Source organism: Neorhizobium sp. 2083 (assembly GCF_031455615.1).
Classification (GTDB): Bacteria; Pseudomonadota; Alphaproteobacteria; order Rhizobiales; family Rhizobiaceae; genus Neorhizobium.
In genome coordinates this window covers 31,054-56,152 of sequence record NZ_JAVDTC010000004.1, presented here as the reverse complement: position 1 = coordinate 56,152, position 25,099 = coordinate 31,054, and the positions used below count along the sequence as shown (strand labels likewise).

General features: G+C 63.0%; 25 protein-coding genes and 1 riboswitch. Of the genes, 8 read left to right on the top strand and 17 right to left on the bottom strand.

The features are described 5' to 3' along the window. Window position 1 precedes the first annotated feature (1 nt). The 5 genes from J2X76_RS16440 (at window position 2) to J2X76_RS16420 (ending at window position 5,749) form a co-directional block, all read left to right on the top strand. A complete protein-coding gene (locus J2X76_RS16440; protein ID WP_310218134.1) occupies window positions 2-1,360 on the top strand; it encodes an FAD-dependent oxidoreductase in 1,359 nt (452 codons plus the stop codon). Further along, window positions 1,357-2,514, top strand: coding sequence for a CoA transferase (locus J2X76_RS16435; RefSeq protein WP_310218133.1), 1,158 nt, complete (start codon window positions 1,357-1,359; stop codon window positions 2,512-2,514). The genes J2X76_RS16440 and J2X76_RS16435 overlap by 4 nt, the downstream gene beginning before the upstream one ends. Beyond that, a complete protein-coding gene (locus J2X76_RS16430; RefSeq protein ID WP_310218131.1) occupies window positions 2,511-3,287 on the top strand; it encodes an enoyl-CoA hydratase-related protein in 777 nt (258 codons plus the stop codon). The genes J2X76_RS16435 and J2X76_RS16430 overlap by 4 nt, the downstream gene beginning before the upstream one ends. A gap of 138 nt (window positions 3,288-3,425) precedes the next feature. Continuing rightward, window positions 3,426-4,349: a LysR family transcriptional regulator gene (locus J2X76_RS16425; protein ID WP_113127247.1), complete on the top strand. Its 924-nt coding sequence runs from the start codon at window positions 3,426-3,428 to the stop codon at window positions 4,347-4,349. Continuing rightward, window positions 4,346-5,749 carry an amidohydrolase family protein gene (locus J2X76_RS16420; protein ID WP_310218130.1) on the top strand — a complete coding sequence of 468 codons (1,404 nt, stop codon included), beginning with the start codon at window positions 4,346-4,348 and terminating at the stop codon, window positions 5,747-5,749. The genes J2X76_RS16425 and J2X76_RS16420 overlap by 4 nt, the downstream gene beginning before the upstream one ends. Here the strand turns inward: J2X76_RS16420 and fdxA are convergent. Beyond that, window positions 5,746-6,084, bottom strand: coding sequence for a ferredoxin (fdxA, locus tag J2X76_RS16415; RefSeq protein ID WP_113127248.1), 339 nt, complete (start codon window positions 6,082-6,084; stop codon window positions 5,746-5,748). The genes J2X76_RS16420 and fdxA overlap by 4 nt on opposite strands. A gap of 195 nt (window positions 6,085-6,279) precedes the next feature. Between fdxA and J2X76_RS16410 the strand changes: the two genes are divergently transcribed. Then, the gene (locus J2X76_RS16410) at window positions 6,280-8,082 is read left to right on the top strand and encodes an adenine deaminase C-terminal domain-containing protein (protein WP_310218128.1); all 1,803 of its coding nucleotides are present in this window, start codon (window positions 6,280-6,282) and stop codon (window positions 8,080-8,082) included. A 12-nt stretch (window positions 8,083-8,094) separates the two neighbouring features. On the opposite strand, the gene J2X76_RS16405 is transcribed toward J2X76_RS16410, so the two are convergent. The 13 genes from J2X76_RS16405 to J2X76_RS16345 all read right to left on the bottom strand — a co-directional run bounded on the left by J2X76_RS16405 (window position 8,095) and on the right by J2X76_RS16345 (window position 20,073). After that, window positions 8,095-9,492, bottom strand: coding sequence for a dipeptidase (locus J2X76_RS16405; RefSeq protein WP_113127250.1), 1,398 nt, complete (start codon window positions 9,490-9,492; stop codon window positions 8,095-8,097). 90 nt (window positions 9,493-9,582) lie between these two features. Continuing rightward, window positions 9,583-10,440, bottom strand: coding sequence for a carboxylating nicotinate-nucleotide diphosphorylase (nadC, locus tag J2X76_RS16400; protein ID WP_113284619.1), 858 nt, complete (start codon window positions 10,438-10,440; stop codon window positions 9,583-9,585). Window position 10,441: 1 nt separating this feature from the next. Further along, window positions 10,442-11,983 (bottom strand): L-aspartate oxidase, encoded by a 1,542-nt coding sequence (locus J2X76_RS16395; RefSeq protein WP_310218126.1) that lies wholly within the window; start codon window positions 11,981-11,983, stop codon window positions 10,442-10,444. Then, a complete protein-coding gene (gene nadA, locus J2X76_RS16390) occupies window positions 11,980-12,951 on the bottom strand; it encodes a quinolinate synthase NadA (RefSeq protein WP_113284617.1) in 972 nt (323 codons plus the stop codon). Before nadA ends, J2X76_RS16395 begins: the two co-directional genes overlap by 4 nt. A 68-nt stretch (window positions 12,952-13,019) precedes the next feature. Continuing rightward, the gene (locus tag J2X76_RS16385) at window positions 13,020-13,922 is read right to left on the bottom strand and encodes an NrtR DNA-binding winged helix domain-containing protein (protein WP_310218125.1); all 903 of its coding nucleotides are present in this window, start codon (window positions 13,920-13,922) and stop codon (window positions 13,020-13,022) included. A gap of 94 nt (window positions 13,923-14,016) precedes the next feature. Beyond that, complete coding sequence (locus J2X76_RS16380) at window positions 14,017-14,961, bottom strand: ABC transporter substrate-binding protein (protein WP_310218123.1); 945 nt, start codon at window positions 14,959-14,961, stop codon at window positions 14,017-14,019. Next, window positions 14,958-15,746 (bottom strand): ABC transporter permease, encoded by a 789-nt coding sequence (locus tag J2X76_RS16375; RefSeq protein ID WP_310218121.1) that lies wholly within the window; start codon window positions 15,744-15,746, stop codon window positions 14,958-14,960. The genes J2X76_RS16380 and J2X76_RS16375 overlap by 4 nt, the downstream gene beginning before the upstream one ends. Before the next feature lie 128 nt (window positions 15,747-15,874). Further along, window positions 15,875-15,978: riboswitch (TPP riboswitch) on the bottom strand. 148 nt (window positions 15,979-16,126) lie between these two features. Further along, a complete protein-coding gene (minE, locus tag J2X76_RS16370) occupies window positions 16,127-16,387 on the bottom strand; it encodes a cell division topological specificity factor MinE (protein ID WP_113127257.1) in 261 nt (86 codons plus the stop codon). Beyond that, window positions 16,384-17,199 (bottom strand): septum site-determining protein MinD, encoded by an 816-nt coding sequence (minD, locus tag J2X76_RS16365; RefSeq protein WP_113127258.1) that lies wholly within the window; start codon window positions 17,197-17,199, stop codon window positions 16,384-16,386. The genes minE and minD overlap by 4 nt, the downstream gene beginning before the upstream one ends. 31 nt (window positions 17,200-17,230) lie before the next feature. Then, window positions 17,231-17,959, bottom strand: coding sequence for a septum site-determining protein MinC (gene minC, locus J2X76_RS16360; RefSeq protein ID WP_310218120.1), 729 nt, complete (start codon window positions 17,957-17,959; stop codon window positions 17,231-17,233). A 784-nt stretch (window positions 17,960-18,743) separates the two neighbouring features. After that, window positions 18,744-18,890, bottom strand: a complete 147-nt coding sequence (locus J2X76_RS16355; RefSeq protein WP_007759327.1) for a DUF1127 domain-containing protein — start codon at window positions 18,888-18,890, stop codon at window positions 18,744-18,746. Window positions 18,891-19,047: 157 nt separating this feature from the next. Then, entirely contained in the window at window positions 19,048-19,437 is a 390-nt protein-coding gene (locus tag J2X76_RS16350) for a RidA family protein (protein WP_310218116.1), read from the bottom strand. A 117-nt stretch (window positions 19,438-19,554) separates the two neighbouring features. Further along, complete coding sequence (locus J2X76_RS16345; RefSeq protein WP_113127262.1) at window positions 19,555-20,073, bottom strand: Dps family protein; 519 nt, start codon at window positions 20,071-20,073, stop codon at window positions 19,555-19,557. Between the two features lie 348 nt (window positions 20,074-20,421). On the opposite strand from J2X76_RS16345, the gene J2X76_RS16340 reads away from it, so the two are divergent. Together J2X76_RS16340 and J2X76_RS16335 are read left to right on the top strand one after the other, a co-directional pair. Beyond that, the gene (locus tag J2X76_RS16340; RefSeq protein WP_113127263.1) at window positions 20,422-20,658 is read left to right on the top strand and encodes a BrnA antitoxin family protein; all 237 of its coding nucleotides are present in this window, start codon (window positions 20,422-20,424) and stop codon (window positions 20,656-20,658) included. A gap of 73 nt (window positions 20,659-20,731) precedes the next feature. Further along, window positions 20,732-21,817, top strand: a complete 1,086-nt coding sequence (locus tag J2X76_RS16335; RefSeq protein ID WP_310218114.1) for an ornithine cyclodeaminase — start codon at window positions 20,732-20,734, stop codon at window positions 21,815-21,817. A gap of 71 nt (window positions 21,818-21,888) precedes the next feature. On the opposite strand, the gene J2X76_RS16330 is transcribed toward J2X76_RS16335, so the two are convergent. The 3 genes from J2X76_RS16330 to J2X76_RS16320 form a co-directional block, all read right to left on the bottom strand. Continuing rightward, window positions 21,889-22,209, bottom strand: a complete 321-nt coding sequence (locus tag J2X76_RS16330; protein ID WP_405030053.1) for a MarR family winged helix-turn-helix transcriptional regulator — start codon at window positions 22,207-22,209, stop codon at window positions 21,889-21,891. A 178-nt stretch (window positions 22,210-22,387) separates the two neighbouring features. Continuing rightward, window positions 22,388-24,019, bottom strand: coding sequence for an ATP-dependent acyl-CoA ligase (locus J2X76_RS16325; protein ID WP_310218113.1), 1,632 nt, complete (start codon window positions 24,017-24,019; stop codon window positions 22,388-22,390). A 20-nt stretch (window positions 24,020-24,039) separates the two neighbouring features. After that, window positions 24,040-25,098 carry an ABC transporter ATP-binding protein gene (locus tag J2X76_RS16320; protein ID WP_113284606.1) on the bottom strand — a complete coding sequence of 353 codons (1,059 nt, stop codon included), beginning with the start codon at window positions 25,096-25,098 and terminating at the stop codon, window positions 24,040-24,042. Window position 25,099 lies beyond the last annotated feature (1 nt).

The window sequence follows — 25,099 nt, the reverse complement described above, 5'->3', positions numbered from 1 at the left end:
AATGCAACAGACAATTCTTCAGGCGGCGCGCGACGTCGCAGTGGTCGACCGTTCCGATGTGGTGGTGGTCGGCGGAGGACCGGCCGGCATTTCCGCGGCGGTTTCGGCAGCCCGCAACGGCGCCAAGGTGACCCTTCTCGAACGCTACCCCTATGTGGGCGGGCTTGCCGCCGGCGGCATGGTGCTGGTGCTCGACGACATGATCAACCAGCTCGAAATCACCGTGCAGGGCATCTGCATGGAGATGATCGAGCGGATGAAGAAATGGGATCTCTGCGTTACCCCGACCGGCCGCGACCGCGAACTCGACATCCGCGAAACACCGGAGGCCTGGCGGCGCTGGGCGCGCTGGGGCCTGTTCGATTTCCACACCCAGTCCATGCCGCACCCGATCTGCTTCTCGGCCGCCTTCGATCCGGACGGTTTTAAACGCGCTTCCTATGATGTCCTGACCGAGGCCGGCGTAAAGCTTCGTACCCACAGCTGGTTCTCCTCCGCCATCATGGAAGGCAAGACCATCAAGGGCGTCATCTGCCAGACCAAGTCGGGCATGGAAGCGATACTCGGCGATATCGTCATCGACACGACCGGCGACCTGGATGTCGCGGCCTCCGCCGGCGCCTCGCATGTGGAATCGAACTTCATCCTGACCACCGTCTCCCGCTGGGGCGGCGTCGATACGGAAGCCGCCGAACGTTTCGAGTTCGAGGAGCCGGAAGCCTTCAAGAAGATCGACCACGAGGCCAAGCGCCTGATCGGCGGGTGCTGGTCCTTCTGGTGGCTGAAGACCCCGCTGCCGGGCGTCGTCTGGCTCAACTGCCCGCATATGCCGAACCTCTCCGGCCTCAAGACCGAGGATCTGACCAAGGCCGAGCTCGAAGGCCGCAACCGCATCGCCCGTCTGCTCGACTTTACCCGCGAAAAGATGCCGGGCTTCGAAAAGGCCTATGTGGTCGATTTCGCGCCGCAGACCGGCGTGCGCCAGACGCGACTGCTGGAAGGCGAATACGTCGTCACCAAGGACGACGTCATGAACCGCATCCACTTCTCCGACACCGTCTGCCGCGGCCGCGACTATTACACGCCCTACCGCTCGATGCTGCCGCGTGAGGTGGACCAGCTGATCGTTGCCGGACGTCACTATTCGGCGACACCACAGGCCCAGAAGTCGAGCCGCGAAATCCCGCCCTGCATGGCCATGGGCGAGGCAGCGGGCGTCGCTGCCGTCGTGGCGCTCAATGCCGGGACCACCGTACGGAAAGCCGATGTTCGGGCGATCCAGAAACAGATGAGGGCGCAGGGAGCCGATCCCGGCGACGTGCCTTCCGACAATGCGACATTCCTGGAGGCTGCCGAATGAACTCTTTACCCCTCGATGGCATCCGCGTGATCGACTTCACTCAGGTCATGCTCGGCCCCTGCTGCACCCAGACGCTTGCCGATTACGGCGCCGAAGTCATCAAGATCGAAAAGAGCAAGATCGGCGACCTGTCGCGCTGGTCGCTCGGCTCGGATCCGGACGGCCTCAACAACCCTGTCTTCTGCTCGCTGAACCGTAACAAAAAGAGCCTGGCGCTCGACCTGAAGCTGACCGAAGCGCGCGACGCCGTGCTTACCCTGATCGCGGGCGCCGACGTGGTGGTCAACAATTTCCGCCCCGGCGTCATGGAGCGCATGGGCTTCGGTTACGAGGACCTGAAGAAGATCAACAAGCGGCTGATCTACGCCGTCGGCACCGGCTTCGGCCTGACCGGCCCCTACCAGCACAAGGGTGGCCAGGACATCCTCGCCCAGGCGCTCTCGGGCGTCATGCGCCGCAAGTCGGACAGCGCCCACCCGACCTCGATCTATGCCACGCCGCTTGCCGACTATTCCGCCGGCATGCATCTGGTCCAGGGCATTCTGCTTGCCATCCTGCAGCGGGAAAAGACCGGCGAAGGCCAGCAGGTTGCCGTCAGCCTCTACAATTCCATGCTTGCCATGCAGATGCAGGAAGGTGCCGCGCACATGATGCGCGAGAAGGACCTCAACTGGGGCGCCTTCCCGCTGACCGGCGTGTTCGACACGACCGACGGCGCGATCGTCATGGTCGGCGCCTTCAAGCAGAACCCGTTGCAGGACATCTGCAACGCGCTGGAGATCGAGGACCTTTCCGCCCAGCCGCGCTACAAGGATTTCGATTCCCAGATGGCGCATCGCCCGGAACTGCAGGCGATCTTCCGCGAGAATTTTGCGAAAAACAGCAATGCCCACTGGCTGAAGCGCCTGGAAGAAGTCGATATCCTCTGCGCCCCGGTGCGCAACCTCGCCGAAGCGCTGCGGGATCCGCAGACGGTGATCAACAAGATGATCCTCGAAGCCGGAGAAACCGCAGCCGGCCCGATCCGCCTGATCGGATCGCCGATCGACATGTCGGCGGCTCCGGTCTCGGTACGTATCGCGCCGCCGCGTCTCGGCGAGCACAATGACGAGATCCTCGGTTCGCTGGATGCTCGTCGCGGGGATGCGGCATGACCGTTGGATTTTCCGTCGAGAACCGTGTCGCAAGGGTGACGCTCGACCGCCCGGACCGCATGAACGCCGTCGATGCCGCGACCGAAAAGGAACTCGACGCGATCTGGTCGCAGATCGAGGCACGCGACGACATTTCCTGCGTGGTCCTGACCGGCAGCGGCAGCAAGGCGTTCTGCACCGGCGCTGACCTCAAGGGCGGTGCCACCAAGTCCGGCCTCGAATACTGGGCCGAAAGCCGCGCCAACGGTTTTGGCGGCCTTGCCTTCCGCAAGTCGCTGGACGTGCCGGTCATCGCCCGCGTCAACGGTTATGCGCTCGGCGGCGGCTTCGAGATGGTGCTCGGCTGCGATATCGTGATTGCTGCCGAGACCGCGAAATTCGGCTTGCCGGAAGCCCGCGTCGGCCGCATGCCGCTCGATGGCGGCATGGTCATGCTGCAGAGGAAAATCCCCCACAACCTCGCCATGGCCGTGATGCTGACCGGCCGGCAGTTCACCGCCGCCGAGATGCGGGGCTTCGGCATCGTCAACGAAACGGTACCCTTCGACGAACTGGATGCCGCCGTCGACAGATGGGTGAAGGACATCGTCGCCTGCGCGCCGCTGTCGCTGAAGGCGATCAAGCAGACGGTCAACCGCACCGGCCATCTCAGCCCTGCCGAAGCCCAAGGCCTGCGCACCCCCGCGCTGATCCGGGCCCTGCAGAGCGAGGATGCCATGGAGGGCGTCACGGCCTTCCGCGAAAAGCGCGCGCCGGTTTGGCAGGGCCGCTGATGCATGTCGCGCAAAATTGTGCGGCGGTTTTGCGGTAAGGACATGCATCGGACAAGGAAAGGGAGCGTGGCAAGCGAATCCGAAGGATCGCAACACGCTTCTGGCATGGTATGAATTTCAGGATCTTGGGGGATGAGTATGCACGCCAGTATCCTGAAATATTTCGTCGAAGTCGCGCGCTCGGGCTCGATCCGCAAGGCCTCCGAAGAGCTGCATGTGGCGACCTCGGCCGTCAGCCGCCAGATCCGCAAGCTTGAGGACGAGCTCGGCACCCCGCTGTTCGAACGTTTTTCCGATGGCCTGCGCCTGACCTCCGCCGGCAAGGTGGTGCTGAAACACGCCAAGGAAACGATGCACCATTACGAGATCATGAAATCCGATCTCGGCGACCTGCAGGGCAAGCGCACCGGCCGCGTCCATATCGCCTGCCTGGACAGCCTCGCGGTGCAGTTCATGCCGGAATTCGTCATGGCGTTTCACCACAGGAACCCGGCGGTCGACTTCCGCATCCGCGCCGACAATTTCAACAACATCTTCCATTTCGTCGCCGAAGGCGATTGCGATATCGGCATTACCTTCGATCTCGCCCGCCCGCACGACATCAAGCTGGTGCATGGCGTACGCATGCCGCTGATGGTGATCGTCGCCAAACACCATCCGCTCGCTCGCCAGAAAAGCGTGACGCTGCAGGAATGCGCCCAGTTCAAGCTGCTGCTGCAGCTCGACAACGAGGTGATGAGCTCGATGATCGCCGTCGAGCTCGCCTCGCTCGACCGCGTCGGCCGCACCTTCGTCGCCACCAACAACCAGATGATGCTCAAACCGCTGATCCTATCGGGCGCAGGCGTTGCCTTCTTCACCCCGCTCGGCCTCCTGAAGGAATTGAAGGCCGGTGACGTCGTGGCCCTGCCGATCGCCGGCTCCCGCCTGCAAAACATGGAGGTCGGCATCGTCGCGCCCCATAACCGGCAGCTCACCCATGCCACCGAAGCGGTGATCGAGGCGCTCAGCATCGATCTCGAAAAATTCAGCAACCAGATCGCGGAGGTCATCAGACGGTGACATCGATAAAAGACTGGCGCTTCCTGCAGCAACCGGGCCGTCAAAAAGCCCTGCGCGGCGACGCCGTTCCGGCTGCCCTTCCCACCCTCGCTTCAGCCATCGCGCTCGGCCCGGGCGACCTTATTCTGCCCATGCCGGTGAACGCCCATGACCACGGCTATGGCATCCGCACGCTGGATTTCGGCAGTCTCGACGACGCGCTGGAGGCCTGGATCCCGACGATGCGGCTGCGGCCCCGCACCGAGGCCTATCTCGAAGCCCTCGTCGCCTTTGGCCGCCTCGCGAAGACCGGCGTCGCCGCGACCATCCACTGCCATAATTCGCTCAATGCCGCCCGCCTGGTCGAAGAAGCGCTGGAGGTGATCCGCGCGGCAAAGGATGTCGGCATCCGGCTCGGCCTCTCCTGCCCGCTCCTCGACCACGACGCCTGGGCCTATGATGGCGGACCGGAAAGGCTGAAGCCGTTCCTGAGCGCGGCGGACTGGGAAGCCCTTTCCCCGCTCGCCCCGCGCTACGCGCCTTTCCGGGAACAGCTCGCCGCCGCCGACGCAGTCGCCGCCGCGAATACCAATCCGCTTGTCGATGTCCAATACGGTCCGATAGGCCCGCAATGGTGCTCCAACGCGCTCCTCGAAGCGATCGCCGATGCCTCCGCCACGAACGACCGCCGCATCCACATGCACCTGCTTGAAAGCCCGCGGCAGAGGGCCTGGCTGGACCGGCGCTTCCCGCAGGGCATCGTCCGTTATCTCGACGAGATCGGCTTCCTCTCGCCCCGGCTGGCGGTTGCCCATGGCGTGCAACTGCGGCCCGACGAATACGAATTGCTGGCCGAACGCGGTGTCCAGCTCGTCTCCAACCCGTCCGCCAACCTGCGCCTTCGCTCGGGCATCGCCCCGCTGGCGGATGCCGTCAAACGTAGCCTGCGCTTCGGCATCGGGCTCGACGGCAGCGCCTTCGACGACGACCAGGATCTCTGGCGCGAAATGCGGCTCCTCTATCTCCTGCATGGCGGCCGCGAACTCGAACGGAGCTTTACGGCAGCCGACATTTTCGAAGCCGCGATCCGCACCGGAGCCGCCGTTATCAACGCGCCGCTCGGAGAGGATTTCACGGTCATCGACTACGAAGCCCTGCTCGCCGACAGCGTCTTCGACGATCTCGACGAGGCCGAAGTGCTGTTGAACCGCATGTCGGCCGCCCATGCCAAGGCGACCTATGTCGCCGGTCGCCCGGTGATGCGGGACGGCGAGCTTCTCAACGTCGATTTTGACGCTGCCCGCAAGGAACTGCTGGCGCAGGCCAGAGCCGATCTGCCTCGCCTCACCATCGAGCGGGAACGATGCGGCAAGCTGATTGCCGCGACCCGCGCCTACTATGAAAGCTGGACAGAGAATTAATGGGCCGGCTCGCGCATGGGCATGGCTGTCACCACCGGGTGATCGACATTTCGCGTCCGGCTCTTGTCCCAGCCGCCCGGAGATCCCAAACCGGTGACCTCGGGGCCGAAATAGTCCCGGTTCACCGGAACGAAGGCCATCTGCGCCTCGCTCGCTTCCTCGTCATAGGCGATGGCATCGACCGGACAGATGGAAAGACAGAGACCGCAATTGATGCACTCGTCCGGATGGATATAGAACATCCTGCCGCCCTCATAGATGCAGTCGACGGGACAGGCCGCGGTACAGGCGCCGTCCTTAACGTCGATACAAGGTTCGGTGATGATGTAGGCCATCGGATCGTTCGCCTCTCATTGCCTTTGGCGCACTATCCCAAACCTCAGCGTTGCTGAAAAGAAGCATATTTCGCAGCAAGCATTCGAATTTAGGCAACACCCCGATTGCGTTCATTTCCTATTCGCGCTTCCTTGCCCTGATGGCTTTCCCTACAATCACGCTTGTCCTCCGCGAATCCTGGAAATGAGGTTTTCATGCCCGCCCTCACCCGCTTCTCCGTCCAGCCCCTTTCGACCATGACCCGCCGCCTGGCGGATGTCGCCTCCGCCCGCCACGATCCGGATCTCGTCATTCAGGGCGCACGCGTGCTCTCCACCTATTCGGAACGCATTCTCGACGGTCGCGAAGTCTGGATCTCGGGCGGCCGCATCGCAGCCGTGAAGCCTGCCGGCAGCTACCGGAATGGCTCGGCAAAACTCTATGACGCCAAGGGCGGCATCATTGCCCCCGGCCTCGTCGATCCGCACATCCACATCGAATCCTCGATGGTGACGGCCTGCGCCTATGCCGAGGCTGCCCTTCTCAACGGCACCACGACGATCTTCTGCGACAGCCACGAGATCGGCAACGTCATCGACGTGGCAGGCGTCGAGGCGATGCTCGAAGACGCACGCCAGGCGCCGCTGTCGATCTTCCTGACCGTCCCGAGCACCGTGCCGGCTACGTCGCCGGAGCTCGAAACTGCCGGTGGCGACCTGACGCCCGCCAAGATCGCCGCCCTGTTCGACAAATGGCCGGAGGCGGTGGCACTCGGCGAAAAGATGGACTTCGTGCCGGTCGCCATGGGCGATGAACGCAGCCATGCGATCCTGGCCGCAGCACTGCAGCGCGGCCGGCCGGTCTCGGGCCACGTCTACGGCCGGGAATTCGTCGCTGCCTATGCCGCGTCGGGCGTTACCGATACCCACGAGGCGATCGATCGCGACATCGCCGACGACCTGCTCGAGGCCGGCGTCTGGCTCTTCCTGCGCGGCGGACCGCCGACGACGCCGTGGCATTCCCTGCCGCATGCGATCAAGACGATCACCGAACTCGGCGCCTCGCACAAGCGCGTTGCCGTCTGCACCGACGACCGCGATGCCGAGGACCTGCTCGCCTTCGGCCTGGACTGGGTGACACGCGAAGCCATCAAGGCCGGCATGACGCCGGAACAGGCCTGGGCGATGGGCTCGCTGCACGGCGCGACCCGTTTCGGCATGGAAGGCGAGATCGGAGGCATGGGCGGCGGCCGCCGTGCCGATCTGGTGCTTCTGTCCGACGATCTGAAACCGGTCAGCACCTGGTATGGCGGCGAACTGGTGGTCGACAATCGCAAGATCACGCCGGTCCTTGATGAAGCCCTGTCGAAACCCTATCGTTATCCCGAGACCGCCTATCACACCGTAAAACTGCCGAAAAACCTCAGGCTGACGCCCGACCTGCCGACCGACACCGTCACGGCCCATACGATCCGCACGGAGCTGCCCGGCATCACGCTCGGCCACGTGACGGTGACGCTCGAACCCGCCAACGACTGGCAGGCCCATTTCGACCGTCATGACCTCTGCTTCGTCACCGTCGTCGAACGGCACGGCAAATCGTCCGGCAACGTCGCGCACGGGCTGCTGAACGGTTTCGGCCTGAAGAAGGGCGCGGTCGCCTCCTCCGTCGGCCACGACAGCCACAACATCATCGTTGCGGGCACCCACGAGACCGACATGCAGGTGGCGCTTGATGCGATCGAGGAAACGCAGGGCGGCGTCTGCGTCGTGATGGACGGCAAGGTCACGGCCATGGTGCCGTTGCCGATCGCCGGCCTGCTCTCCGACAAGCGCGTCCACGACGTCGCCGACGAGGTGAAGGCTCTCAAGCTCGAATGGGAAAAGGCCGGCTGCACCATCGCCTATATGGGCTTCAACCTCATCCCGCTGTCGGTCATTCCGGAAATCCGCATCACCGACAAGGGACTTGTGCTGGTGCCTGAAATGGTGATCTCGCCGCTCTTCGAAAAAGCCTGAGCGGCGAAAAGGTCAGTCGGCAAGCTCGGCGAGAATGCGCACCCAGGAGCGGATCCCCTTGTGGAAGCTCGACAGGTCGTATTTCTCGTTCGGGCTGTGAACGCGGTTGTCGAAACGGGCGAAGCCGACCAGCAGGGCATCGCAGCCGAGGCGGCGCTTGAACTCTCCGATAATCGGGATCGAGCCCCCGGTTCCGGCAAGCGCGGCCTCGCATTCCCATTCGGTGGAAAGCGCCGCCAGCGTCTTGGTCAGGAACGGGCTCTCGATCGGCATCACGGTCGCCGGCGCAAGGCCGAAATCCTTGAAGGTCACCGAGCAGTCGGCCGGAATGCGAGCCTCGACATGCGCCTTGAAGGCATCGCGGATCTTCTCCGGCACTTGCCCCTCGACCAGCCGGAACGAGATCTTGGCGGTCGCCTTGGCCGGAATGACCGTCTTGAACCCCTCGCCCGTATATCCACCGCTCATGCCGTTGATCTCGCAGCTCGGGCGCGCCCAGACCTGTTCGAGGATCGACCGGCCCGCTTCGCCCGCCGGAATATTCAGCCCGATATCGGCAAGGAAACCCTTCTCGTCGAACGGCAGCCGCTGCCACTGTGCCTTGATCGCCTCCGGCAGCTCCTTCACGCCGTCGTAAAACCCTTCGACGGCGACGCCGCCATCTGGCGTCCTAAGACTCGCGACGACATCCGACAGCACCTGCAACGCGTTGCGGGCGGCATTGCCGAACATGCCGGAATGCAGGTCCCGGTCGGCGCAGGATATCTCGATCTCGGTGCTGTAGAGCCCGCGCAGCATGGTGGTGACGGCCGGCGTTTCGCGGTCCCACATGTCGGTGTCGCAGACATAGACCATGTCGGCCTTCAGTTCTTCGGCGGTCGCGTCGAGGAATGGCGCAAGGCTTGGGCTGCCCGCCTCCTCCTCGCCTTCGAAAAGAATGCTGACCTGCACCGGCAGCTTTCCGGTCACGGCCTTCCAGGCGCGGCAGGCCTCGACAAAGGTCATCATCTGGCCCTTGTCGTCCGAAGCGCCGCGCGCAACGATCGCGGTATCGCCGTTGGGCAGCGGTTCCAGCCGCGGCTCGAACGGGTCGCTCACCCATAGCGCCAGCGGATCGACAGGCTGGACGTCATAATGGCCATAGAACAGCAGATGCGGCCCGGCCGCATCCTTCTGGTGCGCAACGACCATCGGATGCCCCGTCGTCGGCCGGACGGACGCGTCGAAACCGATCGAAGCGAGGTCGCGGCTCAGCCACTCGGCAGCAGCCTTGCACTGCTCGCGATAATCGGGATCGGTGGAGATGCTCGGAATGCGGATCAAATCGAAGAGGCGCGCGAGGCTCTTGTCGATGTCGGCATCGACGAGAGCCAGTACGGCGTCGATCTGGTCCCTGGATAGTCTCGGCATCTTGCACTCCTTGTCCGTTCGTCATTTCGGATCAAGGATGTAGCACTGTTTTCAGCGGCTCAGGAAGCACCAGGACGCCGCCGGCCACCCTTAATTTGAGGACCGGAAATCGAGTCCGATATCCAGCGTCGGCGCGCTGTGAGTGATCCATCCCACGGAGAGCAGGTCCACACCCGAAGCGGCGACAGTCGCAGCGGTCGCCGGCGTGATCCCGCCCGAGGCTTCGGTGATCGCCCGGCCACCGACGATGCCGACCGCCTCGCTAAGCTCACCCGGCGTCATGTTGTCGAGCAGCACCGCATCGACGCCGACCTGCATGGCTTCGTGAAGCTGGGCGAGCGTATCCACCTCTACCTCGATTTTCACCATATGCCCGACGCCCGACCGGGCGCGGCGGATGGCTTCCGCGATGCCGCCCGCGATCGCCACGTGATTGTCCTTGATCAGCACCGCGTCATAGAGCGCGAAGCGATGATTCATGCCGCCGCCGGCACGTACCGCATATTTTTCCAGCGCCCTCAGTCCCGGCGTCGTCTTGCGGGTGCAGACGACCGAGGCCTTGGTGCCTTCGATCGCCGTAACGATGCCGGCCGTGACGCTGGCGATGCCGGAGAGATGGCCGAGGAAGTTGAGCGCGGTGCGTTCGCCGGTCAGAAGCCCGCGCGAGGGGCCCTCGATCGTCGCGATCACGTCACCCGGCTTCACGGCCCCGCCGTCCTCGATATGACGCGTCATGACGATTTTCGGATCGACGAGCTGGAAGGCGAGTTCCGCCGCATCGAGGCCGGCGATGACACCCGGCTTGCGCGCCGCCATGACGACGGTCGAGCGATGATCGGCTGGAATGACGGCCGTCGAGGTCACGTCTCCGGCAAGGCCGAGATCCTCCAGAAGGGCTGCGCGCACGGGCGGTTCGACGAGAAGTCGCGGAAGGGCGGCAAGGGTCATGTCAGGCACTCCGGGCAAGGGGATGGGAGGCAGTCCCGCGGGCAATTTCCAGCGCATCGGCGAAGCACATCCGCCGCCGCTCCGCATAGGCGAGCTTCAACGGAAAATCGGTGCGCGCATGCGCGCCACGGGATTCCTTCCGAAGCGATGCAAATACCGCGATCAACAATGCGACGATCGCCGGATCGGCCGCCGCCCCTTCGCTCTCGACGAGCGGCAACAGGCTGGCAATCGCGCCGTGGATTGCGCCGGCATTTCTCAGAACGCCGAGATGCCGCGACACGATCGGCCGCACGGCGGAAATATCCGCCGGCACCGGCAGTTCGGCGTCGGCGACCCGATGCACTATTAGGGCGGATGCGGCGGAAAGGTCCTGCGCGGCCCGCATGCCCATGACCGCGGCTTCGAGCAGCGAGTTGCTGGCCAGCCGGTTGGCGCCGTGGAGACCGGTCGAGGCTGCCTCCCCGACCACCCAGAGGCCGGACAGGGAACTGCGGCCGTTCTCATCCGTCGCCACGCCGCCCATGTGATAATGAACGGCGGGACGAACCGGGATGAGCTCGGAATTGGGATCGACACGCGCCTCCCGGCAAAGTGCGTCGATCGACGGGAACCTCCTGGAGAAACCGCTTCCAAGCGCCGGTCGCGCATCGAGGAAGACCCGCCCGCCCCGGGCGATCTCGGCGCTGATCGCCCGCGCCACGATGTCCCGCGGAGCAAGTTCCGCACCCGGTTCGCGGGCCAGAAAACGCTCGCCCTTCTCGTTCACGAGAACCGCTCCTTCCCCGCGCACGGCCTCGCTGACCAATGCCAGCGGCCGTCGCGGCGAATCGAGCGCCGTCGGATGGAACTGCACGAATTCCATATCCGCAAGCATCGCGCCGGCGCGCGCGGCAAGCATAACGCCCTGGCCGAAATTGCCGGTGGGATTGGTGGTCGCATCATAAAGCCCGCCGACGCCGCCGGTCGCAAGAACCACGCGCGAAGCCTGCAGGATGGCAGTGCCCTTGGCCGTCGCGCAAAGCAGGCCGGATACCGCATCGCCATTCATCAGAAGCCGACGAACCTCGACGCCATCAAGCACGGTGATCGACGGGGTTGTGGAAACGGCCTCGACCAGAGCCCGGACGATCGCCGCACCCGAGCCGTCGCCCGCCACATGAACGATGCGGCGGCGTGAATGGGCGGCTTCGAGGCCGAGCGAAAGCGAGCCGTCGGCGGCCCGGTCGAAACGCACGCCGAACCTTTCCAGGATGGCGATGGCGTTCGGGGCTTCCCTCAGGATCGAAGCTGCAACCGCCGCGTCGCAAAGTCCGTCGCCGGCTGCGAGCGTGTCGGCAAGATGCAGGTCCGCGCTGTCGTCAGCGCCGAGGCTCGCGGCGATGCCGCCCTGCGCCCAGGCGCTCGAAGTTTCCGCACCCAGCGCCGCGCGGGTGACCAGGACGACGGGCTGCGGCGCCAAGGTCAGCGCCGTCACCAGCCCCGCCAGACCGCTGCCGACAATCGCGACGTGGCCGGCGAGATGGTCGAGGATCTCGGTCATATGGCGAGCATCCTCTCGACTGCGCGGCGGGCATCCGCGGCGATCGACGGATCGACGGTCACCTCGTGCTGGTTCTCCTCCAAGGCCTTGCGGATGTTGCCGAGCGTGATGCGCTTCATGTGCGGGCAGAGATTGCACGGCCGCACGAATTCCACGTCCGGGTGATGCACGGCGACATTGTCGCTCATCGAGCATTCGGTCAGAAGCACGACCCGAGCCGGCTTCTTGGCTCCGACATAGTCCGACATGACGGCGGTCGAACCGGCAAAATCAGCCTCGGCGACCACTTCCGGCGGACATTCAGGATGCGCCAGCACCATCACGCCCGGATGCGCCTCGCGCAGATCGCGGACATCCTGCGCGTTGAACAACTCGTGTACTTCGCAATGGCCATGCCAGGCGATGATCTCGACATCGGTTTCGCGCGCCACGTTCTGCGCCAGATATTCGTCGGGGATCATCAGCACTTTGGGAACGCCGAGCGATTCCACCACCTGCCTGGCATTGCCGGACGTGCAGCAGATATCGGACGCCGCCTTCACCGCCGCAGACGTATTCACATAGGTGATGATCGGCACACCCGGATGCGCCTGCCGCAGCAGGGCAATATCCTCAGGCGTGATCGAATCCGCCAGCGAACAGCCCGCTCCCATGTCGGGGATCAGCACCGTCTTTTCCGGGTTCAGGAGTTTTGCCGTCTCCGCCATGAAGTGCACTCCGGCGAGCACGATGACATCCGCGTCCACATCGATCGCCTTGCGGGCGAGCGCCAGGCTGTCGCCGACGATATCCGCGACGCCATGGAAGATCTCCGGTGTCTGATAGTTATGCGCCAGGATGACGGCGTTGCGCGTTCGCTTGAGTTCAAGGATCGCCGCGACATCCGCCTCGTAGCTCATCCATTCGGCCTTGGGGATGACGCGGCTGACACGATCGTAAAGCGAGGAAACCGAAAGCGGAGAATTCATCAGTAACTCCTTTTATACTCGAAGTGAGTATATCCGGCGCAAAGAGATATTCTCGATTCGAGTTTATGTCAATTGCGTGAAAGCGGAAGTTTCGAACCCGATAGCGCGCGCTCCTCAAGGACCGCGTGACGGTAGCGGAAGAGCTTGGCAGGCCGGCCGCCTGTCTCGCTGGTTGCCTCCCCGGTTTCCTCGATCAGCTCCTGCTGGTCGATCAGCCGGCGGAAATTCGGCTTGTGCAGGGTGAGCCCCGCCAGCGCCTCGACTGTGCGCTGCAATTGCGACAGCGTAAAACTCTCCGGCATCAGTTCGAAGACGACCGGCCGGTATTTGATCTTGGCGCGCAGCCGCGCGATCCCTGTCGCCAGGATGCGGCGGTGATCGGCAAACATCGAGCGACCGAAACTTTTGGCCGCCGAGCAGCCCGCCTCGATGACGAGCCCCGCCTCGTACATCAACTCATAACGCTGCAGGGCGAGATCTTCGTTCCAGGCAGCCCCATCGAGGCCAAAGGCGAAATCGACTCGGCGCTGGCGGTGTTCGCGGCGGGCGGGTTCGGCCGCCACCCAATCCTGCATCCGGCCGGTAATGCCGGCTAGAATCTCCGGCCTCCCGCCGCGATGATCCTCCCAGGGGAAATATTCGTACCAACCGTGCCAGCCGGGCTTTCCGGCACCGGGGGCTGCCTGTTCGCGAACGAGGCCGAGATAGCTGATCGAAATCGTCCGCTCCCCGGCATCCTCATGGGTGCGGTCGCGATCGGCGAACGTGTAGAGCTGTTCGAGATAGCCGAGCGGATGGCCCGTCTGGTCTCCCACCCATTCACGGAGCCCGGCCTGCAGGCTGCGATGGCCGAGCTCGAAAGGGCCGGACGGCAGCGCATCGCCGGAGCGAACTGTCATGACGCGCGGTTCGTCGCCTGTGACGGCGGAAAGAACCGCGATCAGTTCCGCATGGGCAAGTCCGATGGTCAAGCAAACTCCGGGGCGCGTAACGTGAAAAAGTCTCCAATATGGAAGTCACGTTACGCGAACCGGAACCGAAATCCAACAAGATCAGCGACTTGGCCTACCTGATTTCCACTGCGACGTCCGCGACCGGAGGCGCGGCCTTGATCAGCCCGGTCTCCTGCATGAAGGCGGCGAAACGCTGGTAGCGGCCCTGGTCGAGCGCGGCCGGACGCTTGGCGAAACGCGGCAGCGTGTCGAAGAAGGCGGTGCGGTTCAGCTCGTCGTCAAGGTTCGGATAGGCCTTGACGAAAAGCTGCCAGGCCTCCTGCGGGTGGTTGGTGATGAAGATCGAGGCCTGTTCGACCGCATGCAGGAAGCGCGGCAGCCGGCTGTCGGCGACCAGATCACGGCGGGTGACGAAGATCAGCTCGTCATAGGCGGGAACCCCGTGCTCCTCGGGGAAAAAGGCGCGCCCCGCATGGCCTTCCAGCTTCATCTGGGTCAACTCGAAATTGCGGAAACCGCCGAGCGTCGCATCCACCTTGCCGCCGATCAGCGAAGGCGACAGCGAGAAATTGACGTTGATCAGTTCCACGTCGTCGTTCGAGAGCCCTTCGGAAGCCAGCATGCGCTTCAGCATGGCATCCTCGAAGCCGGTGACGGAAAAGCCGACCTTCTTGCCCTTCAGGTCCTTGAGGCTCTTGATCGGGCCATCCGCCAGAACCGTGACGGTATTGAGCGGGGTTTCGACCAGCGTGCCGAACCGCACCAGCGGCAGGCCGGCCTCGTGATCGAGATAGAGATTGGGCTGGTAATGAATGCCGATATCCGCCTGCCCCGCCGAGACGAGGCGCGGCACCGCGGAAGGGTCGGACGGCGGGATGAGCTCGACGTCGAGATTGGCATCGGCAAACAGGCCGCGCTCCTTGGCGATGACCATCGGTGCGTGATCCGGATTGACGAACCATTCGAGCAGCACGCCGAGCTTGTCGGCCGCCTGCGAGGAAGCGGGCGCGGCCAGGGTGGCGAGCGCGATGACGGACGCTGTGAGGATACGGATCATGACTGGGCGGAGCTCCTTGATGCGGATGAGGATGAGGATGCAGGATCGGCTTCGCTGGCCCAGGGGGCGAGGCCTGCGGTCAGCCGGTCGATGAGAAGCCTTAAAGCGACAGTGAGGATGGCGAGGACGACCATGGCGGCGAACACCGTATCGGTCTGCATGCGGGCATTCGCCTGGACCATGACGAAACCGAGCCCGCCGGATGCCCCGACCCACTCACCGACGACCGCCCCGAGCGGTGCCAGAGGCGCGGCAACCCTGAGGCCCGAGACGAGGCTCGGGATCGCCAGCGGCACGCGGATCGCAACCAGCGCCTGCCAGTGGCTCGCGCCCTCCAGCGATACGGCGTCGAGGATTTCCTGATCTGTGCGGCGAAGGCCGTCGGCAAAGGCCGAGGCGACCGGAAAGAAGATGATGATCGTCGTCATCGCCACTTTCGAGGCGAGCCCGAAACCGAGCCAGAGAACCAGGATCGGCGCCAGAACGAAGACGGGAAAGGCCTGCAGGACGAGAACCATCGGCCAGACGAGGCGCCCAAGCCGCGGCAATGCCGCGACCCCGAAGGCGGTCGCGATGCCGAAGGTGCCGCCGATGACCAGGCCGAGCGCGATTTCCGTCAGCGTAACTGCGCTGTTTCTCAGCAGGAACCCCGGCTGACGCCAGAAGGCGGAGACCACCTCAATCGGAGACGGCAGGATGTAGCGGGGCGGAGTAAAAAGCCAGACGCCAGCCTGCCATAGAGCGACAAGCAGGACGAGGCCAATCACCGCGTGGGACGCCCGCATGATGCTAAGCGCCGGATCTGACGACCGGAAACGGGCTTGGGAATGCGGAAAGAATGGATGTCATCGTCGATCTCCAGATCAGCTCAATCACGGAGATCCAGGTGAAGCGGAGAAGAGAAAAATCGTCGGAGGACGCCTGTTTCCGTTCCTACGCCGGCATGACCCGGATCAGGTTCAAGGGTCCGGCTCACCGCCATCTCAGCATCGTCAAGATGCCCCCCTCGGAATATCCCTGAGCTATCGGACGGAGAGGTTTTTTTGTCAATCCTCGAACGGCCGCCAAGATTAGAAGATGCAGCGGCGGAAGGCGCAAAATGCAAAACGCGGACAACCGGGGTGCCCGCGTTTCGAAACTTAAGGTCCGGTCGAATGCGACCGGCTCAGGCAGCCTGGCTGACGGCGTCGAGCGGGATCTCGACATCGATCTCCAGGATCGTGACATCCTCGTCGCGATCCATCTTGACCTGCACCTTGTCGCTGTCGACCTGCACGTGCTTGGCGATCACCGCGAGGATTTCTTCGCGAAGCACGGATACGAGGTCAGAGCCGTTCGACGAACGTTCGTGGGCGAGAAGCACCTGCAGGCGTTCGCGGGCCGTTGGAGCGGAGCGCTGTTTGCGGAAGAGGTTGAATATCGTCATGCGGCCCTCCGTGCGAAGATCTTGCCGAATATCCCGCGCTTTTCCCCCGGGACCGTGATCGGCAGAACCTCGCCGGCAAGCCGGCGTGCGGCCTCGAAATAGGCCATGGCCGGGGCGCTGCGCGCATCCGCCAGGGTGACCGGCGACCCGATGTTCGACGCGCGAAGCACGTCCATGCTTTCCGGAATGATGCCGATCAGCGGGATGGACAGGATTTCCAGCACGTCCTCCACCTTCAGCATGTCGCCCCGTTCCGCGCGGTTGGCGTCGTAGCGCGTGAGAAGCAGGTGCTTTTCCATGCGTTCGCCGCGCTCGGCCTTCAACGTCTTCGAGTCGAGCAGGCCGATGATGCGGTCCGAGTCGCGAACCGACGAGACTTCCGGATTGGTGACCACCACGGCCATGTCGGCATGGCGCATGGCAAGCGTTGCGCCGCTTTCGATGCCGGCCGGGCTGTCGCAGATGACCCAGTCGAACACCCGCCTCAGCTCGGTGATGACCCGTTCGACACCCTCCGGCGTCAGGTTGTCCTTGTCGCGCGTCTGGGACGCCGGCAGCAGGAACAGCGTCTCCAGCCGCTTGTCACGGATCAGCGCCTGCGAAAGCTTGGCTTCACCCTGAATGACGTTGATCAGGTCGTAGACGACCCGGCGCTCGGCGCCCATCACCAGGTCGAGATTGCGCAGCCCGACGTCGAAATCGACGACAACGACCCGTTCGTTTCGCTGTGCCAGAGCCGCTCCAAGTGCGGCAGTCGAGGTCGTCTTGCCAACCCCGCCCTTGCCTGAAGTGACTACGATGACTTTCCCCATCTTGCTCTCCTGTTTGCTGGCCGGTTTCGGCTCAAATAAGTTTCTCTGCCATGATCGAATCCCCTTCCAGCCAAAGCTGGACCGAGTGTCCGCGAAGGCCGGGGGCCATGTCGTCCGCCATCTTGTAGATGCCGTCGATTGCCAGCAGCTCTGCCTCGAGCTTGCGGCAGAAGATGCGCGCCGATGCGTTTCCGAGCGACCCCGCCATGGCCCTGCCGCGCAGGGTGCCGTAGATATGGATCGATCCGCCGGCGATGATTTCGGCCCCGGAAGCGACCGACCCGATGATCGTCACGTCGCCTTCGGGAAAGATCACCGACTGTCCTGACCGCACCGGGTCGCGAATGACGATGGACTGCAAGGTCGGACGTGCCTCGGGCACCGACGGCTTCGGCTCGCTGTTGCGCAGCTCGATAATCGGCTCCTTGGCGACGGCCTCGTCCGACACCGGCCGGCCGCCCTTGAGCGCCGGAGGCATGCCCTGCCCCAGGATCGAAGGACGGCCGCCTTCGATGCCCATGATATTGACGTTGCGCCCGGCAAGCTCGGTTATGAGCTCCTTCAGCTGAGCGCGATCGATCGGCAGATCGGTCACGTCAAGCACGACCGGGCGGCCGAGAAAGAAACCTGCGGAACGAGCCGCGAGATCATCCAGCCTGACGAGCCAGTCGTCGAAAGGAAGATCGGGGGCAAGGACGACCGCCAGAAATGAGCGGCCCTTGATGCGGATAGATCGAGCGTCCGTTAGCATTTTGGTCATCTACGTAAAGAAATCGTTGACCGTTTTTTAGCGCCGATATGGTTAACAAAGGGTAAATGAAGGCCCGCACGGGGGCCGGTTTTTAACCGATCGTTACGATCTTCATTGACTGACTGGCGGACCACGGCAGACGTGGTCGCGGCGATGAACGAAGCATCCCCTGGAAGGGCAAAGAAGACAGGTCAACAGGCGATATACGTCCGGAGGACGACACGTCTTCACGCGCTTTGGCGAGAATCGCGATTCTCGGCCGCCGGCAAGGCGGCGTTGCGACGCGAAGCGAAGGCTGCTCACGCCTGGCCGGCCGCTCTGTCGACGGGTCTGCGACAGCACCTCATCCCGCCCCTCGAATTTCAGGCAGGAATCGTCCGCACCCGAGCCCGGCAAGGGCAAACGCACGCGACTTTGAGTTCTGGAAAATCCTCGGTCCCGAAAACGAAAAAGCCTGCCGCGGGAGGAGGTGCGGCAGGCTTTCCGAAAAGAACCGAACAGCGGCTGGGAGGAGGAGTGCCGCTGTTCCTACAAACGCCCCTGGGAGGAGGAGTGAGGCGCCTGATAACACGAAGCTTTGCGGGAGGAGGTGCATCGCTTCGATAAGTATGACTATACGCCGATCCGGCTGAATTGATAGTCATTATGTTGCAGTGCAGCTATACGAAATTTGCATACCGAAAAATGAGCGCTTACGGCACCGACGAGATCCGGCCGATCCGGTCACCTCTGGACGCGAAAACGCCCGCGGCAATGGCGGGCGTCTTGAAACTGCAGTGCAGAAATATCGCGATCAGCGACCGATGGCTGCCCGGGCGACATTGCGGATGTCGGCGCGGTCGATGCCGAGGTCCTGCAGCTCGCGGCTGGTCATGCGGCCGAGTTCGGTGACGGTCTGACGATACTTGCGCCAGTTGTTGAAAGAGCGTGCTACGTTCATGATCGGGTCCCTTTCCTGAGACAGTCTGACGTCAGCAACCGTTCTTGGCTCCGGCGTCGTTCGATGAGAGTGATATAGCCCTCCTCGCCTGCCTGGAAAAGCAACAAAGCCTCAAGTCACCCATGCAGTGTGCGCAATGGTCTTGCTAATATGCCTTCTATTCCGCCTTGGCTGATGCGGCAGCGCACACCATGATCATCTCCACCTTGAGGTTGGGATTGGCAAGCCGTGCCTCGAAACAGGCCCGGGCCGGCGGGGCCATGCCCGAAACCCAGGCGTCCCAGACCTCGTTCATTTCGGCATAACCGTCCATGTCCGCCAATATGATGGCGCAGAAGATCAGGCCCTGCCTGGCGCTGCCGATCTCGGCGAGACGCGCCTCGGCCTTGGCGAGCAGCTGCCGGGTCTGTTCGGCGACGCTCAGATCGCCGTCATAGGGCGACTGGGGCGTCACGGCGAAATAGCCGGTGCCCTGATGCACAACGGCCGAGCTGCCGCGACTGCCGACACCGAAACGTTCGATGATGGAAGAGAAATCCTGGATCATGAAATACCTGTACTGGTCTTGAACGATGGATGTGATGATGATGCAACGATCGGCGGCAGCGATGTCCCTGCCGCCGGGACTCCTTCATGAATCTATGAATCGTGATCTGCGACCGGGTTATTCGGCGTTGCGCGTCGTCTCAAACAGGAACCAGGCGCGCCGTTCCGTCTCGTCGATCCAGACTTCCAGCAGGCTCGTGGTGGCTACGTCATTATGTTCGGCGCAGACTTCGTGTGCCTGGCGCAGGAACGAGACAAGCTGCCGGTTGTCGTCCTTGAGCTCCGCCAGCATGTCGCGCGGCGTGACGAAATCGGCGTCGTTGTCGAGAAGACGCTGCAGCCGGCCGATATGGCCGATGGAGCGGATGGTCGTGCCGCCGACCTTGCGGGCACGTTCGGCAATCGCGTCGGTCATGGCAAAGATCTGCTCGCCCTGCTCGTCGAGCATCACGTGGTAGTCTCGAAAATGTGGGCCGCTCATGTGCCAGTGAAAATTCTTGGTCTTGAGGTAGAGCGCGAACGTGTCCGCAAGCAGCGCCGCAAGCGCACCGGCGATATCGGCGGTGGCATTGGAGGGCAGATCTGATGGAGTATTCAGCGACGCCTTGCGGCGGCTTTCGACTGCGGTGCGGTCCATGGCTGTTCTCCTTGGGTGAGACGGATGGATTTCAGGACTTTGCATCGGCCGGAGGCCGGTGCAACGGGAGTGATCCTACGGGCGATCCGTGGATCGCGTGTGTCAGCTAAACTGCCCGGGAGTGTTCTCGGGATCGAGCATGGTTATACGACCAGGACCGGATCTCCGATAGCCACCATGAGATCGCGGATGCCGATGCGCCCGTAGACCGCGACCGGCGATGCCTCCTCCTCTGGCCGACCACGCCGCAATTGCTATTTGGCCAAGCTTACTGATAGTTCGAAAAGGAGCCGCGGACACAGACCTGATCTGCGACGACGGGCATTCCCATCGACTAAGGAGATGATCATGACACGCACCCCGCGCCGGCCCGTCAATCCGCTCGACGCCGCAGAGGCTCTGTTTGCGCCGGCCAAGAAGACATCGCCCGCTCCCGCCGTCGAGCGGCGCCCGCTGCCGAATGTCAAGGAGCAGGTGTCGCTGAAGCTCGACAGCGACGTGCTCGCGTATTTCCAGGAGGACGGCCCCGGCTGGCAGGATCGCATCAACGACACCCTCCGCGCAGCCATGAACGACAAGGGCTGACGACGAAAGACGGATTCGGCACGCATGGCGCAGAGCGCCTGAAAGGGATATGATCTCTGCCAAGGAGCCGATCATGCCAGCTTTGCCCAACCTGAACATCGTGCCGTTCATCAGCGTCGAGAACATGATGGATCTCGTCCTCGATACCGGAGTCGAGACATTCCTCAAGGAACTGGCCGGCTATATCGAGGCGGACTTCCGCCGCTGGGCAACCTTCGACAAGGTACCGCGCATCGCCTCCCACTCGCAGGAAGGCGTGATCGAGCTGATGCCGACCTCCGACGGCTCACTTTACGGGTTCAAATATGTCAACGGCCACCCCAAGAATACCAGAACCGGCCGGCAGACGGTAACGGCTTTCGGGGTCCTCTCCGATGTCGACAGCGGCTACCCTCTCCTCATATCCGAAATGACCATCCTGACGGCGCTACGCACCGCGGCAACCTCGGCAGTAGCCGCCAAATATCTCGCGCCTGAAGGCGCCGATTGCATGGCGATCATCGGCAATGGCGCCCAGAGCGAATTCCAGGCGATCGCCTTCAAGGCGCTGGTCGGCATCGGCAAGTTGCGCCTCTACGACATCGACCTTAATGCGACCGAACGATGCGCCAAAAATCTTGCGGGCATGGGCTTTGACATTACCCGATGCCGGTCATCCCAGGAGGCGGTCGAGGGCGCCCAGGTCATCACCACCGCCACGGCCGACAAGCAGAATGCCACCATCCTCACCGACAACATGGTCGGACCGGGCGTTCACATCAATGCCGTCGGCGGCGATTGCCCCGGCAAGACCGAGCTTCACAAGGATATCCTCACCCGCTCCGACATCTTTGTCGAATATCCGCCGCAGACCCGTGTCGAAGGCGAAATCCAGCAGATGCCGGCGGATTACCCCGTTACCGAAATCTGGCAGGTGATCTCCGGTCTTTCGACGGGCCGGACCGGCAGCGCGCAGGTCACGCTGTTCGACAGCGTCGGTTTCGCGACCGAGGACTTTTCGGCGCTCCGCTATATAAGAGACAAGCTCGCCGGCACCGGCCTCTACGAAAATCTCGACCTGCTGGCCGATCCCGACGAGCCGCGCGACCTCTTCGGCATGCTGCTCAGGCGCGAAGCCTTGCGGAAAAATACGGTCCGGAATGCAATCCCGAACGAATAACCCGTCCGCAGCGCGGGCGGCGCGTCGCCCCGACCTATGAAGCGGGGCACTGCCCGTTGGAATGACGACCTCTAACGTATGCCGGCTTGCCGAAAGGCGGCGATTTTCCGCAGCAAGCTGGACATCACGCGCTTTTCGTCTCCCGTAAGGCAGGCGAAATAAGCCTCGACTTCCTTCCGATTTCGAGAAACCTCGCTTGCCGCAACGTGACGCCCGCGCGCGGTCAAGCTCACGATCTGAATTCTCCGATCTTTTTCCATCGGATGCTGCTCCACCAGCCCGGCGGCGCTTAGTCCTTTGACGATCTGCGAGATGTTGCTTGGCATCACCGCCAGCCGCGCCGCCAACTCGCCCACTCTGAGCCCAGAGTGCGCGGGAAAAAGCTCCTTCATCACCTGCACCTGAGCGAGCGTACAATGGAATTCGCTTCTGTGAGCCCGCCCCAATTGCGTCTCGACAACCTTCACGGACAAGGTCAGGTTATCCCATAAGCTGAGATCTTCTGGTGGCAAATCGCACCTCAAACGATGGCGTCGCTGCTCTATCAATCGGATTGCAGGCCGGATCGTTCTAACGATCCAATTTGTATCCTTCGGCTTCCCTGTCCCAGGTGGTTTTCGTCACCCCTTGCTCGATCAGCTTGAATTTCTGAACCTTGCCGTTTTCCGTCAGCGGCAACGCATCGACGAAATCCACGAAGCGCGGCACGGAGAAATAGCTCATCTTGGGCTGGCAGAAGTCGAGCAGCTCCGCAGCGCCCAGATCGAAGCCCTCTTTGAGGACGATCGACGCCATCACCTCGTCTTCCGCCAGTTCCGACCGGACCGGAAACACCGCCGCGTTCTCGACGCTCGGGTGGGAAATCAGCACCTGCTCCACCTCGAAGGAGGAGATGTTCTCCCCTCGCCTGCGGATGGCATCTTTCATGCGGTCCAGAAACTGAATATAGCCGTCCGCATCCTTGGTGACGCGATCGCCGGTATGGAACCAGAGGTTCCGCCAGGCTTCCACGGTCTTTTCGGCCATGCCGAAATAGCCGGTCGCGATCGCAAACGGCTCGGCGGCGCGCACCACCAGTTCTCCGGGCGTGCCGTCCGGCACCAGGTTGTCACTCTCGTCGAATACGGCGATCTCGAAGCCCGGCCGTGCCTTTCCCATCGTTCCGGGCCTCTGCTCATGAAGCAGCGCGCCGACGACAAAGTTCGTCTCGGTCGAGCCATAACCGTCGAGCAGCGCCACACCGGAGCGTTCCGTGAAAGGCGCATGGAACTGGGGCGGAACGCCGGGTGCGAGCGCTATCCGCGTCCTGTGCTGCTTTTCGGCATCGCTCGCGTCTTTCGACAGCAGGATCGGCACCATGGCGCCAAGCAGATAGGTGACCGTTGCGCCGTGCGTGGCAAGGCTCGTCCAGAAGCGCGATGCCGAAAAACGCGTGTCGACCACGAGGCATGCGCCGGTCAGAAGCGCCTGGAAGAATGTGTTCAGCGCATTGGTGTGGAAAAGCGGAAGGCAGGTGAGCAGAACATCGTCGTCCGCAATGCCGAGAAGTGCCGCCGTATGGACACCCCACCAGAAATATTGTGCGTGGGGGCAGCAGACGCCTTTCGAAAGGCCCGTCGTGCCGGACGTGTAGAGGATCGCCATCGTATCGGAAGGCCGGCTCGGGTAAGCCTCCATGTCGCCCATCATCTCGGGGATTTTGTGGTGCGGCCAGCGCAGGACGAGATCGTCCGGCACGTCCCCGACAGTCCAGATCCGTTCCACAGGCAGCGGCGCATCCTGGAGATTTGCCATCGCGCCAAGAAGATTCCCTTCGACGAGGGCGAGCTTGGCACCGCTGTTCTTCAGAATATGCGCGAGCTGAGCCCCTCGGGAGGCCGTATTGATGGGGACGGCAATCGCACCGCACCAGGCGCAGCCGAGCAGGATCTGAAGAAATTCAAGCCTGTTGGAGCAGATAATGGCGACCGTATCGCCGGCTTTCACATCTGCCGCACGAAGCGTGCTGGCCGCTGCGGCCGCCAGCTCCTTCACCGCGGAAAAGCTGAGCGTCCCGCCGTCGATCTTGACCAGCGGGCGATCGCCATAGCGCTCGGCCTGAAGGGAAATCATCTGCGGGAATGTCCGCATCGACGGGCTGAACGTCTCCGTCAGCTGAAAGACCTTCGCCTCTCGAGATAATTCGATCTGGTGTGCGTTCATTGTCGTTCGCGCGCCTGCCCTCAGTTTATCCGTTGTTCGCTCTGCTGGTCGAAGAGATGGACCTTCTGGGGATCGAACTTGACACGAAGAACATCTCCGGGCCGGGTCGCAAATCGCTCGCGGAAAACACCGATGACCCGCTGTCCGGATATGTGACCGACGACATGGGTTTCGGCGCCTGTCGGCTCGATGACTTCGACGACAAGAGGCAGGCCGCCGTCGTCGGCAATGGCCAGGTTTTCGGGGCGGATGCCGTAGATCACCTGCCGCCCTTCGCTGGCGGAGGCCGGAGGATTCGAAACCGGAAGCGAGACGTCGCCGATCCAGACCGCGCCGCCGGCATATCGGCCTGACAGGAAGTTCATGCCCGGCGAACCGATGAAACCCGCAACGAAGAGATTGGCCGGCCGATCGTAGAGAGCAAGGGGAGAGCCGACCTGCTCGACGAAACCGTCCCGCATCACCACGATCTTGTCTGCCATGGTCATGGCTTCGATCTGGTCGTGCGTCACGTAGACCATGGTGCTTCCCAGCCTCTGGTGCAGCGCCTTGATCTCGCCGCGCATGATGACGCGCAGCTTGGCGTCCAGATTGGACAGCGGCTCATCGAACAGGAAGACCTGCGGATTGCGCACGATCGCCCGCCCCATGGCAACGCGCTGCCGCTGGCCGCCCGACAATTGCCGCGGATAACGCTCGAGCAGCGGCTCGAGGTTCAGGATCTTGGCGGCTTTTTCGACCTCGGTGCGGATCTCCGCCTTGGCGCTGCCGCGCATCTGCAAGGAGAAACCCATGTTCTGTGCAACGGTCATATGTGGATAGAGCGCGTAACTCTGGAAAACCATCGCGATATCCCGGTCCTTCGGGGACATGTCGTTGACGACGGTCGATCCGATATGGACCTGGCCGTCGCTGATTTCCTCCAGCCCGGCGATCATCCGCAGCAGTGTCGACTTTCCGCATCCCGACGGTCCGACCAGAACCACGAACTCGCCGTCGTCGATGTCGACGTTCACGCCGTGAATGACCTGAGTCTGATTGTAGATCTTTCTGACATCCCGAAGATTTACGTTGGCCATG